The organism is Streptomyces sp. NPDC014861 (genome assembly GCF_043081625.1).
Classification (GTDB): Bacteria; Actinomycetota; Actinomycetes; order Streptomycetales; family Streptomycetaceae; genus Streptomyces.
In genome coordinates this window covers 323,516-338,991 of record NZ_JBIBWV010000007.1, presented here as the reverse complement: position 1 = coordinate 338,991, position 15,476 = coordinate 323,516, and the positions used below count along the sequence as shown (strand labels likewise).

Annotated in this window: 13 protein-coding genes; 4 read left to right on the top strand and 9 right to left on the bottom strand. The window is 72.9% G+C overall.

Annotation, left to right across the window (positions count from 1 at the left end):
• Positions 1 to 27 precede the first annotated feature (27 nt).
• A complete protein-coding gene (gene nucS, locus ACF1BN_RS17840) occupies positions 28 to 699 on the bottom strand; it encodes an endonuclease NucS (RefSeq protein WP_392332541.1) in 672 nt (223 codons plus the stop codon).
• A 227-nt stretch (positions 700 to 926) separates the two neighbouring features.
• Here nucS and ACF1BN_RS17835 point away from each other — a divergent pair, with 227 nt between their 5' ends.
• Positions 927 to 1,319, top strand: a complete 393-nt coding sequence (locus tag ACF1BN_RS17835) for an SCO5389 family protein (protein ID WP_031006219.1) — start codon at positions 927 to 929, stop codon at positions 1,317 to 1,319.
• Between the two features lie 132 nt (positions 1,320 to 1,451).
• Here ACF1BN_RS17835 and ACF1BN_RS17830 read toward each other — a convergent pair whose 3' ends face one another.
• Positions 1,452 to 2,486, bottom strand: coding sequence for an LLM class flavin-dependent oxidoreductase (locus ACF1BN_RS17830; protein WP_392332540.1), 1,035 nt, complete (start codon positions 2,484 to 2,486; stop codon positions 1,452 to 1,454).
• Positions 2,487 to 2,687: 201 nt separating this feature from the next.
• Here ACF1BN_RS17830 and ACF1BN_RS17825 point away from each other — a divergent pair, with 201 nt between their 5' ends.
• Complete coding sequence (locus ACF1BN_RS17825) at positions 2,688 to 3,014, top strand: ATP/GTP-binding protein (RefSeq protein WP_392332539.1); 327 nt, start codon at positions 2,688 to 2,690, stop codon at positions 3,012 to 3,014.
• Between the two features lie 8 nt (positions 3,015 to 3,022).
• Here ACF1BN_RS17825 and ACF1BN_RS17820 read toward each other — a convergent pair whose 3' ends face one another.
• The 7 genes from ACF1BN_RS17820 to mce all read right to left on the bottom strand — a co-directional run bounded on the left by ACF1BN_RS17820 (position 3,023) and on the right by mce (position 13,030).
• Entirely contained in the window at positions 3,023 to 3,859 is an 837-nt protein-coding gene (locus tag ACF1BN_RS17820) for an ABC transporter permease (protein WP_392332538.1), read from the bottom strand.
• A complete protein-coding gene (locus tag ACF1BN_RS17815) occupies positions 3,856 to 5,016 on the bottom strand; it encodes an ATP-binding cassette domain-containing protein (RefSeq protein WP_392332537.1) in 1,161 nt (386 codons plus the stop codon). The genes ACF1BN_RS17820 and ACF1BN_RS17815 overlap by 4 nt, the downstream gene beginning before the upstream one ends.
• Before the next feature lie 208 nt (positions 5,017 to 5,224).
• A complete protein-coding gene (locus ACF1BN_RS17810; RefSeq protein WP_392332536.1) occupies positions 5,225 to 6,004 on the bottom strand; it encodes an ABC transporter permease in 780 nt (259 codons plus the stop codon).
• Between the two features lie 3 nt (positions 6,005 to 6,007).
• A complete protein-coding gene (locus ACF1BN_RS17805; protein WP_392332535.1) occupies positions 6,008 to 7,021 on the bottom strand; it encodes an ABC transporter ATP-binding protein in 1,014 nt (337 codons plus the stop codon).
• Between the two features lie 87 nt (positions 7,022 to 7,108).
• Positions 7,109 to 8,044 (bottom strand): cellulose-binding protein, encoded by a 936-nt coding sequence (locus tag ACF1BN_RS17800; RefSeq protein ID WP_392332534.1) that lies wholly within the window; start codon positions 8,042 to 8,044, stop codon positions 7,109 to 7,111.
• Between the two features lie 114 nt (positions 8,045 to 8,158).
• The gene (gene scy / locus ACF1BN_RS17795; RefSeq protein WP_392332533.1) at positions 8,159 to 12,376 is read right to left on the bottom strand and encodes a polarized growth protein Scy; all 4,218 of its coding nucleotides are present in this window, start codon (positions 12,374 to 12,376) and stop codon (positions 8,159 to 8,161) included.
• Positions 12,377 to 12,577: 201 nt separating this feature from the next.
• Positions 12,578 to 13,030, bottom strand: a complete 453-nt coding sequence (gene mce, locus ACF1BN_RS17790) for a methylmalonyl-CoA epimerase (protein WP_392332532.1) — start codon at positions 13,028 to 13,030, stop codon at positions 12,578 to 12,580.
• 137 nt (positions 13,031 to 13,167) lie between these two features.
• On the opposite strand from mce, the gene ACF1BN_RS17785 reads away from it, so the two are divergent.
• Together ACF1BN_RS17785 and meaB are read left to right on the top strand one after the other, a co-directional pair.
• Positions 13,168 to 14,370 carry an acetyl-CoA C-acetyltransferase gene (locus ACF1BN_RS17785; protein ID WP_392332531.1) on the top strand — a complete coding sequence of 401 codons (1,203 nt, stop codon included), beginning with the start codon at positions 13,168 to 13,170 and terminating at the stop codon, positions 14,368 to 14,370.
• Positions 14,371 to 14,394: 24 nt separating this feature from the next.
• Positions 14,395 to 15,351, top strand: coding sequence for a methylmalonyl Co-A mutase-associated GTPase MeaB (meaB, locus tag ACF1BN_RS17780; RefSeq protein WP_392332530.1), 957 nt, complete (start codon positions 14,395 to 14,397; stop codon positions 15,349 to 15,351).
• Positions 15,352 to 15,476: the final 125 nt, after the last annotated feature.

The window sequence follows — 15,476 nt, the reverse complement described above, 5'->3', positions numbered from 1 at the left end:
ACCGTCCCCTTCGCCGTACCGCCCGGCTCAGAACAGCCGCAGCTTGTCGTCCTCGATGCCACGCAGGGCGTTGTAGTCGAGCACCACGCAGTCGATCCCGCGGTCCGTCGCGAGGACCCGGGCCTGCGGCTTGATCTCCTGCGCGGCGAAGATGCCCCGCACCGGCGCGAGGTGCGGGTCGCGGTTCAGCAGCTCCAGGTAGCGGGTCAGCTGCTCCACGCCGTCGATCTCGCCGCGCCGCTTGATCTCGACCGCGACCGTGGCGCCGTCCGCGTCCCGGCAGAGGATGTCGACCGGGCCGATGGCCGTCGGGTACTCGCGGCGGACCAGCGACCAGCCCTCGCCGAGCGTCTCGATGCGGTCCGCCAGCAGCTCCTGGAGGTGGGCCTCGACGCCGTCCTTGATGAGACCCGGGTCCACGCCCAGCTCGTGGGACGAGTCGTGGAGGATCTCCTCCATCGTGATGATCAGTTTCTCGCCCGCTTTGTTGATCACGGTCCAGACGCCGGCCTCACCGTCGGCACCCTCCTTCAGGGTGCACGGCGGGGACATCCAGTTGAGCGGTTTGTACGCCCGGTCGTCGGCGTGGATCGAGACGCTGCCGTCGGCCTTGATCAGGATCAGACGGGGCGCGGAGGGCAGATGGGCCGTGAGCCGACCCGCGTAGTCCACGGAGCAACGGGCAATGACGAGACGCATGGTCGGCAACGCTACAAGAGGAGCGCCCTTCTACGCGATTCGGGCATCGGCATGAGCCGAACACCCGTCGGTTATCGGCCTGTTGTGTGCCCATTCTCCTGGTGCGGGCAGCACCGCGCGCTTACCGTGGAAGCTGGAGGTCGTCGTCCGTGCACGCTGCGTGGCGTACGTCGGCCCTCGTCCCTGCCCGCACAGACCCCGTCCGCGGGGTCGCGAGAGGAGAACCCATGTCGCTCGACGTCTCACCGGCGCTGTTGGAACAGGCCGAGCGAGGCGAGGTCGACGAAGCCGCCTTCGTCGACTGCGTCCGGACCTCCCTGCCCTTCGCGTGGGAGATGATCAGTTCTCTGGTGGCCCAGCTGGAGGTGGAAGGCGGCGAGTTCGCCGACAACCAGACGCCGCCGCCGAACGAGCAGGCCCGCGGTCAGCTGCTCCGCGCCTTGGCGAGTGACGCCATCCGCGGTGCGCTCCAGCGCCACTTCGGTGTGCGCCTCGCCTTCCAGAACTGCCACCGCGTGGCGGTCTTCCCGCTGGACCCGGCGGTGGACGAGCGGCTCGCCCGCTTCACCTCGATACGGGGCCAGCTGCTCAACCAGTCGCCGGAGCTCCGCGACTGCTGAGGCCCGACCGTCGCCTCCGGGAACAGGCCAGGACTCGAACGCCGCCGCTCCGCGTCGCGGGAGCCTCGACCGGTGCGTGCCGACACGCACCGCGCCTTGGGGACGCCGGGGCGGCGGGTCCGGTCCTGCCGCTCAGCCCAGTCGGGGCAGGACCTCGGCGCCGAGGCGCCGCAGGTTCTCCTCGGTGGAGGCGAGATCGCCGGAGCCCTCGGCGAGCAGGGCGAAGCGGGTGATCCCGGTGCGCTCGGCGGTCACCGCCAGCCGGTCGGCCGCCAGCGACGGGGTACCGACCGGGTGCAGCGAGCAGAGCAGTTCGGTGTACGCCACCGGGTCCCGCATCGCCCGGTGCCGGCCGTCCACCGTCACATGCGCGTCGAGCCCCTGCTTCAGCCACCCCGGCATCGCCTTCACCAGGGTCTCCGCCGCCTCCTGCGCGCGGTCCGCGAGCTGGACCACGCCCGCGGAGACATGGCCTGCGGCGATCCGCGCGATCTCGTCCGGGTCCCGCCCGGCCTCCCGCGCGCAGCGGGCCCAGGCGGCGACCATCTCCGCCTTGTCCTCGTCGCCGCAGTGCATGCCCAGGAGCATCGGCAGCCCGCGCTCGGCGGCGAGCCGCACGCTCTTCGGCGAGGTGCAGGCCACCACCACCTCCGGCGAGGGGTCGCCGCCGATCAGCTCGCCCGGCCGGGGCACCACCGGCACCTCACGGAAGGAGAATCGTTCGCCCTCCGCACCCACCCGGGGCTCGCCGAGCCAGCGCAGCAGCAGATCGAGGGCCTCCGGGAAGCCGCGTTCGTACGCCTCCAGACCCGCGCCGAACACCTCCAGGTCCACCCACGGTCCGCCACGGCCCACCCCGAGGGTGAATCTGCCGCCCGAGACCACGTGCAGCAGCGCCGCCTGCTCGCCGAGGGCGACCGGGTGGACGCTCGGCAGCACGCTCACCGCCGTCCCCACCCGCAGCCGGCGGGTGCGGCCGAGCAGCAGCGCCGCCAGGGTCACCGCCGACGGGCAGACGCCGTACGGCACGAAATGGTGCTCGGCCAGCCAGACCGAGTCCAGGCCGGCCTCCTCGGCCACCTCGGCGGTCCGCACCGCCCGGTGCAGCGCCTCTCCCTGCCCCTGGCCCGGAAACTGGGCCGCCAGAACGAACGTTCCTACGCGCATCGCCTTCTGCCTCCTCGCACGCGGCCGACGCGTTGATCCCCTCGTACTGGCAACAACGTCTGACACGTGCCATAGGCAACGGCCCCGTATGAAGTTCTTGCGATTTTCGGCCCGCGAGCTCCGGCCGGGGCCCCGGCCCCCCTGTCGCGGCCCGTACGCTGGAGGGAACGGTCCGTGTTCCCCGACCCCGTGAGGTGTGCTGTGTCCCCGCGTCACAACCGTTCCCGCCGAGGCTCCGGCCCCGAGGCGCAGGACGACCGCGACGACCGGTACGGCGGCTCGCAGGCCACCGAGACCTGGCAGGGCGAGGAGTGGTACGTCCGCCTCGTCGCGGGAGCCAGCTCCCCGGGCAAGCGCTACCGCTGCCCCGGCTGCGACCAGGAGATCCCGCCCGGCGCCCCGCACGTCGTCGCCTGGCCCGAGTACGGCGGCGTCGACGACCGCCGCCACTGGCACAAGGCGTGCTGGAACGCGAAGGACCGCCGCACCTCCCGGGTGCAGCGGTCCCGCAACGCGCCGAAGTACTAGGCCCCGGCTCAGACGTCCCGGCTGTTCAGCACCGCGTACGCCCCGCCCAGCGCCACCGCGGCGATGCCCGTCAGGATGAACAGGGCCTCCCAGCCCGCCGGACCGCCCTCTCCGAACGGCGGCTGCGCGCTGTACAGGGCGATCATCTGCGAGGGCACCGAGTAGGTGAAGAGCGCCTCCTGGATGCCCTTCAGCGCCGGCGCGAACATGAACAGGGCCGCCACCAGCGGCAGCAGCAGCACGCCGATCATCACCGTGATCGCGCCGGCCGAGTGCCGCACCAGCGCCCCGACCCCCATCGACAGCAGCCCGAGCACCGCCATGAACCCGGCCGCGCCGACCGTGGCCCGCGCCCACTCCGCGCCCGTCGGCTCCGCCGCCTCGACCATGGCCACCTGCGCCGTCGCCACCGCGAAGGCGACCACCAGGGTCACCGTGAAGACCAGCAGGAAGAAGACGATCGCCTTCGCCGTCATCACCCGGGACCGGCTCGGGCACGCCGTCAGCGTGGTGCGGATCATCCCGGTGCCGTACTCGGACGAGATGGTCAGCACGCCCAGCGTGATCACGCAGATCGACGCCGGCAGCATCCCGAAGAAGCCCAGCGGCAGCGCCGACTCCTCGCCCATGTTCCCGCCCTCGCCGGCCGCGACCGCGGCCACGCCGAGCCCGATCACCAGCATCAGCAGGACCATGGTGCCCAGCGTCCACATCGTCGACCGCACCGAGCGGATCTTCGTCCACTCCGAGGCGAGCGCGTCCCCGAGGTGCGCCCGGCGGACCGGGATGGGGGAGACGTAGCCGTACGGCGGGGGAGGCGTCTGGATCGGCGTCGGGGCGGTCATCGGGCGTCCTCGGTGGTGTCGCTCGGCTTCTGGAGGCTCGGCTGCGGGGAGCCCTGCGGCGGCGCGGCCGGAGCCGCGGGGGCCGCGGGGGCCTGCGGGGCGGCGTACGGGTTCTCGCCGGGCGGCGGCGGGGCGTACCAGCCCTGCTGCGGCACGTCCGCCGGGACCTGCGGCTGCGGCGGCAGCCCGTACCCCTGCTGCCCGGGCTGGGGCGGCGCCTGGAGGTGCGCCAGCCTGTCGTCGGTGGAGCGGTAGTCCACGGCGCCCTGCGTCAGCCGCATGTACGCCTCCTCCAGCGACGCCTGGTGCGGGGAGAGCTCCCAGAGCCGTACGTCCGCCCCGTGCGCCAGGTCGCTGATCCTCGGCAGCGGCAGGCCGGTGACGCGCAGCGCCCCGTCCGGCTCCGAGAGGACCTGTCCGCCGGCCTCGCCGAGCACGCCCGACAGCTTGTCCCGCAGCGCGGTGTCGCCGTCCGGCGTGCGGACCCGGGCGAAGTCCGCCGAGTTCGCCGAGATGAACTGCTTCACCGGCATGTCGGAGAGCAGCTGGCCCCGGCCGATCACGATCAGATGGTCGGCCGTCAGCGCCATCTCGCTCATGAGGTGGCTGGAGACGAAGACCGTGCGGCCCTCGGCGGCCAGCTTCTTCATCAGGTTCCGGACCCAGAGGATGCCCTCCGGGTCCAGGCCGTTGACCGGCTCGTCGAAGAGCAGCACCTGCGGGTCGCCGAGCAGGGCCGCCGCGATGCCGAGCCGCTGCCCCATGCCGAGCGAGAAGCCCTTGGAGCGGCGCTTCGCCACGTCCTGGAGGCCCACCACGCCCAGCACCTCGTCCACCCGGCGGGCCGGGATCCCGGCCAGCTGGGCCAGCGACAGGAGGTGGCTGCGGGCGCTGCGGCCGCCGTGCACGGCCTTGGCGTCGAGGAGCGCGCCGACCTGCCGGGGTGCGTTCGGCAGCTGCCGGAAGGGGTGGCCGCCGATCGTCACATGGCCGGCCGTCGGCCGGTCGAGGCCCAGGATCATGCGCATCGTGGTCGACTTGCCGGAGCCGTTCGGGCCCAGGAAGCCGGTGACGACCCCCGGCCTCACCTGGAAGGAAAGGTTGTACACGGCCGTCTTGGCGCCGTAGCGCTTGGTCAGGCCGACTGCCTCGATCATTCTCCAGCCCCATCGACAGCTCGGTGGTGTGCGATCGGGGCATGACGGCGCGTGGCCGGAAGGCCCCCGTACGAGTCAGGAGCTTATCCAGCCGTTGACGGTTCCCGCGCCCGGGAAGCGAGACCGAAGCGAAACCTCCGGGGAAAATCCGGGACGCCCCGGAGCCTCCACGGGGCTCCGGGGCGCCCAGGGGCCGCCCGGTCGTGCCTCAGGCGTCCCGCCGCTTCAGCACCAGATAGCCGCCGAGCAGCGAGGCCGCCACCCAGACCAGCATGATCCCCAGCCCGCCCCAGGGCCCGTACGGCGCCTTCTCCGTGCCCAGCGCGTCCGGCACCACCTGCATGATCTTGGAGCCGGCCTGGTCCGGGAAGTACTTCGCGACCTCCTTCGCCTTCGGCACCGCCGACAGGATCTGCGAGATCAGGAAGAAGAACGGCACCAGGATGCCGAGCGACAGCATCGAGGAGCGGAGCATCGCCGCCACGCCCATCGAGAAGACCGCGATCAGCCCCATGTAGATCCCGCCGCCGACCACCGCCCGCAGCACGTTGTCCGCGCCGATCGTCGTCCGGTGCTCGCCGAGCAGCGCCTGCCCGAGGAAGAACGACAGGAAGCTCGTCACCAGACCGACCACCAGGGCGAGCACCCCGGCCACCGCGATCTTGGAGAAGAGGAAGGTGGCCCGCTGGGGGACCGCGGCGAGCGAGGTGCGGATCATGCCCGAGGAGTACTCGGTCCCCACCACCAGCACGCCGAAGACCACCATCGCCAGCTGCCCCAGCACCATCCCGGAGAAGCTGACGAAGGTCGGGTCGAAGGTCGCGCGCTCCAGGTCGGAGAGGTCGCTGAAACTCGCCTTCAGGACCGCGGAGAGCGCGGCGCCCATCGCCACCGTGACGATCAGCGCGCTCGCCAGGGTCCAGACCGTCGAGGAGACCGTCCGGATCTTGGTCCATTCGGACCGGAGGACCGCGGGTACGGCTGCCATGGGTCAGACCCCCTCGCTCGTCGAGCCGGACCCGGAGTCCCGCGCGGGGCCCCAGCCGGAGTTCGCGCCCCACGCGGGGCCCGGCGCGGCGGGTCCGCCGCCGTGCACGTCGGTGCCGTGCGCGTGGTACTCCACGGCGCCCGCCGTCATCTGCATGAACGCCTCCTCCAGGGAGGCGCGCTGGGCGCTCAGCTCATGCAGCGTCAGCTGGTGCAGGGCCGCCAGCTCGCCCAGCCGCTCGGTCGTGGCCCCGTCGACCTCCAGGGTGCCGTTCCCGGCCTCGACCACCACGAATCCATCGGCCTGGAGCACATCCCGCAGGCGTTCCTGCTGCGGAGAGCGCAGCCGGACGAAACTCCGGGAATTCTCCTGGATGAAATCCGCCATCGAGGTGTCGGCCAGCAGCTTTCCCTGCCCGATCACGATCAGATGATCCGCCGTCAGCGCCATTTCACTCATGAGATGGCTGGAGACGAAGATCGTCCGGCCTTCCGCGGCCAGCGACTTCATCAGATTGCGGATCCAGTGAATTCCCTCGGGGTCCAGACCATTGACGGGTTCGTCGAACATCAGGATCTCGGGATCGCCCAGCAGCGCCGAAGCGATGCCGAGCCGCTGCCCCATACCGAGCGAGAAACCCTTCGACTTCTTCCGCGCCACCGCCGTCAGACCCACCAGATCCAGCACCTCGTCCACCCGGCGCTCCGGGATGCGGTTCGACTGCGCCAGGCAGAGCAGGTTGTTGTAGGCCGACCGGCCCCCGTGCATCGCCTTGGCGTCGAGGAGCGCCCCGATGTACTTCAGCGGCTCGTCCAGCTCGCGGTAGTGCCGGCCGTCGATCCGCACCGTGCCGCTCGTCGGGTTGTCCAGATCGAGCATCATCCGCATCGTGGTCGACTTCCCCGCCCCGTTGGGCCCCAGGAAACCGGTGATCATGCCCGGCCGGACCTGGAAGGAGAGATGATCGACCGCTGTCTTCGACCCGTACCGTTTCGTCAGTCCGTCAAGCTCGATCATGCGTACCAAGCTAAGGGCGTGCGAAACCCCCCGCCACCGGAGTGACGGGGGGTTCAGAGCGCACGCGCTACCGGCTCGTGCCGGGGCTTACCGGGTCTGCTGCGCAGGAACGCCCGCCGAGCGGTCCTCGTCCAGCGGGGAACCGGCCGCGGCCACCGCGGCACCGGTCAGCGTCGCCAGCATCTCGCGGACGTTGGTCAGCTGCGCGTTGATGGAGTCGCGGCGGTTCGTCAGCGCGGCGAGCTCGCGCTCCGATTCCGAGCGGATCCGGTCGGCCTTGGCGTTCGCGTCGGCCACGATGTCCTCGGCCTGGCGCTGCGCGGTCTCCACCGTCTGGCGGGCCCGGCGCTCGGCGTCCGTGCGGAGCTTCTCGGCCTCCAGGCGGAGCTGCTCGGCGCGGTGCTCGATCTCGGCGAGGCGCTTCTCGGCCTTGGCCTGACGGGAGGCCAGGTCGCGCTCGGACTGCTCGCGGCGCTTGGCCAGGTTGGTCTCGAAGTCCGCGGCGGCCTGGGCGGCCTTGGCGCGGGTCTCCTCGAAGAGGGCGTCCGCCTCCTCGCGCTTCGACTGCGCGTCCTTCTGCGCCTCGCCACGCAGCGAGTTGGCCTCGCCCTGCGCCTTCTCGACGATCCGGACGCCCTCGTCCTCGGCCTTCGCCTTGCGCTCCGCCGCGAACGACTCCGCGTCGTTCCGCACCTGCTGGGCGGCCGACTCGGCCAGCTCGCGGTGCTGCTCGGCGGCGCGGCGGGCCTCCTCGCGCAGGTCCTTCGCCTCCTCCTCGGCGAGACGGAGGATCTTCTCGACGCGTGCGCCGAGACCGGCGTACGACGGCTCGGCGTCGCTCACCTGCGCCTGTGCGTTCTGCGTTTCGAGGTGGAGTTCCTCGATGCGCTTCTCCAGCGAGGTGATCCGGGCCAGCGCGCTGTCACGGTCGGCGACGAGCTTGGTAATGCGGTCGTCCACCTGACCGCGGTCGTAACCACGCCGCACGAGCTCGAAGCCGAAGGGGGAGGATGTGTCGCTCATGGGGTTCCTGTCGAATGAGACCGGTGAGGTGTTAGAGGGAATCCTAGGGGCCGAAGCGGCGTGTCATCGAGCGTATGCCCGTTTGATCTGGAGAATGTCCAGCCTTTTGAGTGGCTAGCCGTCCTGCGACTTGCCACTCGAACGAGTGGAACCCGAGGAAGCGCCCGCCTTGAGCCCGTCCTTCGTCCCCGCCGACGGCGTCTCGAAAGACTCCAACGCCTCCAGCACGTCCTGGACACGGGAGATCTCGGCATTGATGTCGGTACGACGACGGGTCAGGACCTCCAGCTCGTGCCGGCCCTCCTCGACCAGCCGCTCCGCCTCGGCCTCCGCCTCCGCCTTGATCCGCTCCGCCTCGGCCACCAGCGAACTCTTCTTCTGCTCGGCCTCCTTCAGGAGCCCGTCCGCCTTCCGCACGGCCGCGATACGGACCTTGCTGGCCTCGGAACTCGCCTCGGACACCATCTCCTTGGCCTTCTCCTCGGCCTCGGCACGCTGCTCCTCCGCGGCCTTCACGAGCTTGTCGACCCGCTCGCCGGCCGTCCTCATCTGCTCGGCCGACTCGCGCCGCGCCCGCTCGTGCAGCTCCTCGATCTCGCCCTCGATCCGGCCCCGCAGCTCCTCGGCCCGCTCCCTTATGTCGGTCGCGTCCTTCCGCGCTCCGACCAGGAGCTCGTCCGCGTCGGTCCGCGCCTTCTCGACCAGCGCGTTGCCCTCGACGGTCGCCTCGGCGACGATCCGGTCGGCCTCCTTGCGGGCCGCGCCGACCATCGTGTCCGCCTGCGTCTCCGCCTCGGCGGTGGCGCGCAGCGCCTCCTCCCGGGCCTTGGCGATCAGCTGGTCGGCCTGCTCGGCCGCGTCGGCGCGCTTCCTCGCGCCGGCCTCGCGGGCCTCGTCCAGGGTTCGGTCGGCCTCCGCCCGGGCCTCCGAGCGCATCTGCTCGGCCGCCGACCCGGCGTCCTCCTCGACCTTCGCCGACTCCGTACGGATCCGCTCGGCGTCCTGACGGGCCGACTCCAGCGCCTCGGCGCCCTCGGTCCGCAGCCGCTCGGCCTCGCCCGCCGCGTCCGCGACCGTCCGCTCGGCCTCGGTCCGGGCGTCGGCGGTCACCGAGTCGGCCAGCTCGATCGCCTCGTCGGTGATCCGGCCCGCCTCCGTCGTCGCCTCCCCGACGAGGGCGTCGGCCTGCTCGGCGGCGTCCTGGCGGCGCTTGTCTGCCGCCTGCCGGGCCTCGTCCAGGATCTGCTCGGCGTCGGCCAGGGCCGCCGTCCGCAGCGCCTGGGCGTGCGCCTCGCCGTCCGTCTTGACCTGCTCGGCCTCGCTCCGCAGCCGGGTCGCGTCCCGCTCCGTGGTCTCGCGCAGCTCGGCCGCCTCGGCCGCGATGCGCTCGGCCTCGGTGGTCGCCTCGCCGATGAGGGTGTCGGCCTGTTCGGCGGCGTCCTGGCGGCGCTTGTCGGCGGCTTGCCGGGCGTCGTCCAGTACCTGGGCGGCCTCGGCGGCGATGCGCTCGGCCTCGGTGGTCGCCTCGCCGATGAGGGTGTCGGCCTGTTGGGCGGCGTCCTGGCGGCGCTTGTCGGCGGCCTGCCGGGCGTCGTCCAGCACCTGGGCGGACTCGGCGGCGATGCGCTCCGCCTCGGTCGTCGCCTCGCCGACCACGCCCTCGGCCTTCTCGGCCGCCTCCGAACGGATCCGGTTGGCGTCGTCCCGGGCGTCCGCCCGGGTGCGGGCCGCGTCCTGCTCGGCCGAGGCCAGCGCGTCCGTCGCCTCGGTCCGTACCCGCTGCGCGTACTCGGCGGTGTCCGTACGGAGCTTCTCCGCCTCCGCGATCGCGTCCCCGACCGTCCGCTCGGCCAGCGCCTTCGCCGCCTCGGACTCCTCCTGGGCACGCGCCCGCGTGCGGGCCGCGTCCTCCGACGCCCGCTCCCGCTCCCCGTGCGCGTCGGCGCGGACCCGGTCCGCCTCCTCCTGCGCCTCGGTACGGGTCCGCTCCGCCGCGTGCTCCGCGGCCGACCGCAGCCCGGTGATCTCCTCCTCGGCCTGCTCGCGCAGCCCCGCGACCGAGTCGCGGAGCTCCTGCGCGGCCCGCGCGGCGGCGCCGACCGTCTCGGTCGCCCGCGCGTCCGCCTCCTCGACCAGGCGCTGCGCCTCGGCCTGCGCCTCCTCCACCCGCTTGCGGGCGGCGGCCAGGAGCTCCTCGGACTGCTCGCGGGCGTGCTCCCGCTCCCGGCCGGCCTCGGAACGGGCCGACTCCAGCGTCTCCTCGGCCTCGGACCGCACCCGGTCGGCGGTCTCCTGGGCCTCCGACCGCAGGCGCTCGGCCTCGGTCTCCGCCTCGGAGGTGAGCCGCTGCGCGGTCGCCTCGGCCTCGGAGCGGGTCGCGGAGGCGTCCCCCGCGGCCTCGGTCCGCAGCCGCTCGGCCTCCTGCTCCGCCTGCTCCCGCAGCGTACGGATCCGCTCGGCGCCCTCGGTCCGCAGCCGCTCGGACTCCTCGGCGGCCTCACGCCGGATCCGCTCGCCCTCGGCGCGGGCGTCGGTCAGCTCCCGCCCGGCCGCCGCCACCTTCGCCTCGGCGTCGGTGTGCAGCCGGGTCAGCTCCTCCGCGGCCTCGGCCCGGCGGGCCTCGGCGGCCCGCTCGGCGTCCGCGCGCAGCCCCTCGGCGGCCTTCTCGGCGGCCTCCCGGACCGTCTCCGCCTGCTCCTCGGACTCGGCGCGCAGCCGCTCCGCCTCGGCGCGGGTCCGCTCCAGCGTCTCCTCGGCCTGGGTCCGGAGCGTCTGGGCGCGCTCCATCGCCTCCGACTTGACCTTCTCGCTCTCCGCGCCGGCGTGCGCACGCCGCTCGTCGGCGTCGGCCTTCGCCCTGGTCAGCAGCTCCTCGGCGGTCTTCGCCGCCTCCTCGATCTGCTGGACGGCCTCGCGGCGGGCCTCGCCGCGGATCCGCTCGCCCTCGGCGATCGCCTCGGCGCGCAGCTGCTCGGCCTCGCCGCGCAGCCGCCGCGCCTCCTCCTGGAGCTCGACCGTCTTGGCCCGGTACTCCTTGGTGTCGTCCTTCGCCGAACCGAGCAGCTCGTCGGCCTGCTCCTCGGCGCGGGAGCGCAGCCGGTCGGCCTCGGTCTCGGCCTCGCGGCGGATCCGCTCGGCCTCCTCGGACGCCTTGCGGGTGGTCTCGGCGGCGTCCTCGGACGCCTTGCTGAGGACCTCCTCGGCGCTGCGGGCGGCCTTGGCCAGCGCGGCGGCGGAGTCCTCGGCCGCGGAGGCGCGGGCCTGTTCGGTGGCCTCGGCGACCAGCTTCTCGGAGTGCGCGGTCGCCTCGCGGAGCTTCTCCTCGGCCTCCGCCTTGAGCTGCTCGGCCTCCTTGGTGGCCTCGCCGACCAGCCGGGCGATCTCCGCCTTGGCGGTACGCGTGCGCTGCTCGTTGACGGAGTCGGCGGAGGCGAGCGTCTTCGCGGCGGCGTCCTTGGCCTCCGTGAGCGCCTTGTCGGCCTCGGCGCGGGCCTGCCGCAGCTTCTCGTCGGCCTCCTGGATCCGCTGCTCGGCGGCGCGGGAGAGCTCGGTGGCTTGGCGGCGGGCCTGGTCGGTCTCGGCGACGGCGGCGGTCCGCAGCTGCTCGGCGTGACCGGTGGCCTCCTGGGCCTGGGTGGAGGCGGCCGTCATCAGCCGCTCGGCGTCCTTGCGGGCGCGCAGCAGAATCGCTTCGGCCTCGGCGCGGGCGGCTTCCGCCTCGGCGCCGACGCGGCGGCCGGTCTCCTCGGAGAGCCGGGTGGCCTCGGTGCGGGCCGCGGAGAGCGACTGCTCGGCCTCGGCGCGGGCCTCGTCCATCAGCCGGCGGGCCTGGGACTCGGTGCGGGCACGCAGCTGTTCGGCCCAGGCCACGTTCTCGTTGACGTGGGCCTCGACGGTCTGCCGGCGCTCGTTCAGCTCCTGGTCGAGCTGCTGGCGGCGCTGCACGGCCTCGTTGTGCAGCTCGGCCTGGAGCCGGGCCTGGTGCTCGGCGTGCTCCTGGAGGATCCGCTGGGTCTGCGCCCGGGCCTCGCGCAGCTCCCGCTCGGCGTCCTGCCGGAGCTGTTCGGCCTGGGCCTGAGCGTTCCGCAGCGTCTGCTCGGCCTGGTAGCCGATGTCCGCGCTGTCGTAGGCGGGACGGGACGCGATGGTGCGCCGCGCCTCGTGGAGCTTGGCACGCAAGACCTCGACCTGGTAGCCGAGGTCCTCGGCGTGCTGGACGGCCTTCTCGCGTTCCTTCTTCAGCCGGTCCATCTCGGCTTCGAACCGCGAGAGATGGTCGTCCTCAGCTCGGTGGCTCTCCTGGCGTTCGTAGCCCCGCACTGCGCGGTCCATCCTTCCCCGAGCTCTCCGAGCAGGGGAGACCCCAACCCTGGTCGCTACGTTCCGACGAGCACCGTTCACCGGACTGAACGGCCCCCCGGGGAATCGTGGCAGATCGGACGACCCCGACATCCCGACTACGGCGCCGCGCGAAGCGGCCCCGACCGGCCCCGGCCCGGAGTCGCCCACTCTACCGGGCCGGGAATAGGGAGGTCAGTGCTCCACTGAGGAGTGGTCAGCGGAAGGCCGTGCCGAGGTGACGAGTTCGGTCAGGACGCCGTGGCAGTCCTTGGGGTGGAGGAAGGTGATCCGGGAGCCCATGGAGCCGGTCCGGGGCTCGTCGTAGAGGACCCGGACGCCCTTGCCGCGGATCGCCTCGGCGTCCCCGTCGACGTCCGCGGTGCCGAAGGCGATGTGGTGGACGCCCTCCCCGTTCTTGGCCAGCCACTTGCCCACCGCGGAGTCCTCGCGGGTGGGCTCCAGGAGCTGGAGGTAGGAGGCGCCGCCGTCGTCGGTGGCGTTGATCCTCAGCATGGCCTCGCGGACGCCCTGCTCCTCGTTGACCTCGGAGTGGTAGACCTCGAAGCCGTACGTGGCACGGTAGAACTCGACGGTCCTGTCCAGGTCGAAGCAGGCGATCCCGATGTGGTCGATACGCGTCAGCATGGCTCCAGTGCACCCCCGCGGGGGTGGTTACGCAACGTGCGCGCCGTCACACCGGCAGGCCGGTGACCCGGCGCCGCACCGCTCAGTACATTGGCGGTAAACCCTCGTTCACTCCTCATCCCAAGGGGCTGTGCCTCATGTCTGGAACGACCGGTACCACCTCAGTGATCGTCGCGGGCGCCCGCACGCCCATGGGGCGCCTGCTCGGCTCGCTCAAGTCCTTCTCCGGCGCCGATCTGGGCGGCTTCGCCATCAAGGCGGCCCTGGACCGGGCCGGCGTCGCCGGCGACCAGGTGCAGTACGTGATCATGGGCCAGGTGCTCCAGGCGGGCGCCGGGCAGATCCCCGCCCGCCAGGCCGCCGTCAAGGCCGGCATCCCGATGAACGTCCCCGCCCTCACCATCAACAAGGTGTGCCTGTCGGGCCTGGACGCCATCGCGCTGGCCGACCAGCTGATCCGCGCCGGCGAGTTCGACGTGGTCGTCGCCGGCGGCCAGGAGTCGATGACCAACGCCCCGCACCTGCTGCCGAAGTCCCGCGAGGGCTACAAGTACGGCGCGATCGAGATGCTCGACGCGATGGCGTACGACGGCCTCACCGACGCCTTCGAGAACATCGCGATGGGCGAGTCCACCGAGAAGCACAACACCCGCCTGGGCATCGACCGCGCCTCGCAGGACGAGATCGCCGCGCTGTCGCACCAGCGCGCCGCCGCCGCGCAGAAGAACGGCGTCTTCGAGGCCGAGATCACCCCGGTCGAGATCCCGCAGCGCAAGGGCGACCCGGTCGTCTTCGCCACGGACGAGGGCGTGCGCGCCGAGACCACCGCCGAGTCCCTCGGCAAGCTCCGCCCCGCCTTCGCCAAGGACGGCACCATCACCGCCGGCACCTCCTCGCAGATCTCCGACGGCGCCGCCGCCGTGGTCGTGATGAGCAAGGCCAAGGCGGAGGAGCTGGGCCTGGAGTGGATCGCCGAGATCGGCGCCCACGGCAACGTGGCCGGCCCGGACAACTCGCTCCAGTCGCAGCCCTCCAACGCCATCCGGCACGCCCTGGAGAAGGACGGCCTGACCGTCGACGACCTCGACCTGATCGAGATCAACGAGGCCTTCGCCGCCGTCGCCGTACAGTCCATGAAGGACCTCGGGGTGTCCCCGGAAAAGGTGAACGTCAACGGCGGCGCCATCGCGCTCGGCCACCCGATCGGCATGTCCGGCGCCCGTGTGGTGCTCCACCTCGCCCTCGAACTGAAGCGGCGCGGCGGCGGCACCGGCGCGGCGGCGCTGTGCGGCGGCGGCGGCCAGGGCGACGCGCTGATCATCCGCGTGGCCGGCAAGTAAGCACTTCCGACAGGAGAACGCAGCATGGTGGACGTCCCCGCACTGGTCGCCCAGGCCCGGGAGGGCCGGCCGCGGGCCGTGGCCCGGCTCATCTCGCTCGTGGAGGGGGCGTCCCCGCAGCTGCGCGAGGTGATGGCGGCGCTGGCCCCGCTCACCGGCGGCGCCTACGTGGTGGGCCTGACCGGCTCGCCGGGCGTCGGCAAGTCCACCTCCACCTCGGCCCTGGTGAGCGCGTACCGCCGGGCCGGCAAGCGGGTCGGCGTCCTCGCCGTCGACCCCTCCTCGCCGTTCAGCGGCGGCGCGCTCCTCGGCGACCGGGTGCGGATGTCCGACCACGCCTCCGACCCCGGCGTCTACATCCGCTCGATGGCCACCCGCGGGCACCTGGGCGGTCTCGCCTGGGCCGCCCCGCAGGCCATCCGCGTCCTCGACGCGGCCGGCTGCGACGTGGTCCTGGTGGAGACCGTCGGCGTCGGGCAGTCCGAGGTGGAGATCGCCGGACAGGCCGACACCTCGGTGGTGCTGCTCGCGCCGGGCATGGGCGACGGGATCCAGGCCGCGAAGGCGGGCATCCTGGAGATCGGCGACGTGTACGTGGTCAACAAGGCGGACCGGGACGGTGCCGACGCCACCGCCCGCGAGCTCAACCACATGCTGGGCCTCGGCGAGGCCCGCGGCCCCGGTGACTGGCGCCCGCCGATCGTGAAGACGGTCGCGGCGCGCGGCGAGGGCGTGGACGAGGTCGTGGAGGCGCTGGAGAAGCACCGGGCCTGGATGGAGGAGCACGGGGTCCTGGCGGAGCGCCGGAAGGCCCGGGCGGCCCGCGAGGTGGAGACCATCACCATCACGGCGCTGCGCGAGCGGATCGGGGACCTGCACGGGGACCGGCGGCTCGACGCGCTGGCCGAGCGGATCGCGACCGGCGCGCTCGACCCGTACGCGGCCTCGGACGAGCTGCTGGCGAGCCTCACGGGCAGCTGAGCGGGGCCGGAAGCGGGGGGGGGGGGGGCCCCCCCCCCCCCGGGGCCGCGCCCAGGCGCCGAGGGACTTGGACGGACCGCAGCCCGGCCGCGCCGCCCCCCCGCCGAGACCCACCGGACCACACA

What these genes read in the sequence shown, in the direction of transcription:
- ACF1BN_RS17830 (WP_392332540.1), bottom strand. Translation starts at nt 2,486, where the DNA reads ATGCGCGTAGGAACGTTCGTTCTGGCGGCCCAGTTTCCGGGCCAGGGG.
- mce (WP_392332532.1), bottom strand. Translation starts at nt 13,030, where the DNA reads ATGCTGACGCGTATCGACCACATCGGGATCGCCTGCTTCGACCTGGAC.
- ACF1BN_RS17810 (WP_392332536.1), bottom strand. Translation starts at nt 6,004, where the DNA reads ATGGCAGCCGTACCCGCGGTCCTCCGGTCCGAATGGACCAAGATCCGG.
- nucS (WP_392332541.1), bottom strand. Translation starts at nt 699, where the DNA reads ATGCGTCTCGTCATTGCCCGTTGCTCCGTGGACTACGCGGGTCGGCTC.
- ACF1BN_RS17815 (WP_392332537.1), bottom strand. Translation starts at nt 5,016, where the DNA reads ATGATCGAGGCAGTCGGCCTGACCAAGCGCTACGGCGCCAAGACGGCC.
- ACF1BN_RS17785 (WP_392332531.1), top strand. Translation starts at nt 13,168, where the DNA reads ATGTCTGGAACGACCGGTACCACCTCAGTGATCGTCGCGGGCGCCCGC.
- ACF1BN_RS17820 (WP_392332538.1), bottom strand. Translation starts at nt 3,859, where the DNA reads ATGACCGCCCCGACGCCGATCCAGACGCCTCCCCCGCCGTACGGCTAC.
- scy (WP_392332533.1), bottom strand. Translation starts at nt 12,376, where the DNA reads ATGGACCGCGCAGTGCGGGGCTACGAACGCCAGGAGAGCCACCGAGCT.
- ACF1BN_RS17800 (WP_392332534.1), bottom strand. Translation starts at nt 8,044, where the DNA reads ATGAGCGACACATCCTCCCCCTTCGGCTTCGAGCTCGTGCGGCGTGGT.
- ACF1BN_RS17835 (WP_031006219.1), top strand. Translation starts at nt 927, where the DNA reads ATGTCGCTCGACGTCTCACCGGCGCTGTTGGAACAGGCCGAGCGAGGC.
- ACF1BN_RS17805 (WP_392332535.1), bottom strand. Translation starts at nt 7,021, where the DNA reads ATGATCGAGCTTGACGGACTGACGAAACGGTACGGGTCGAAGACAGCG.
- meaB (WP_392332530.1), top strand. Translation starts at nt 14,395, where the DNA reads ATGGTGGACGTCCCCGCACTGGTCGCCCAGGCCCGGGAGGGCCGGCCG.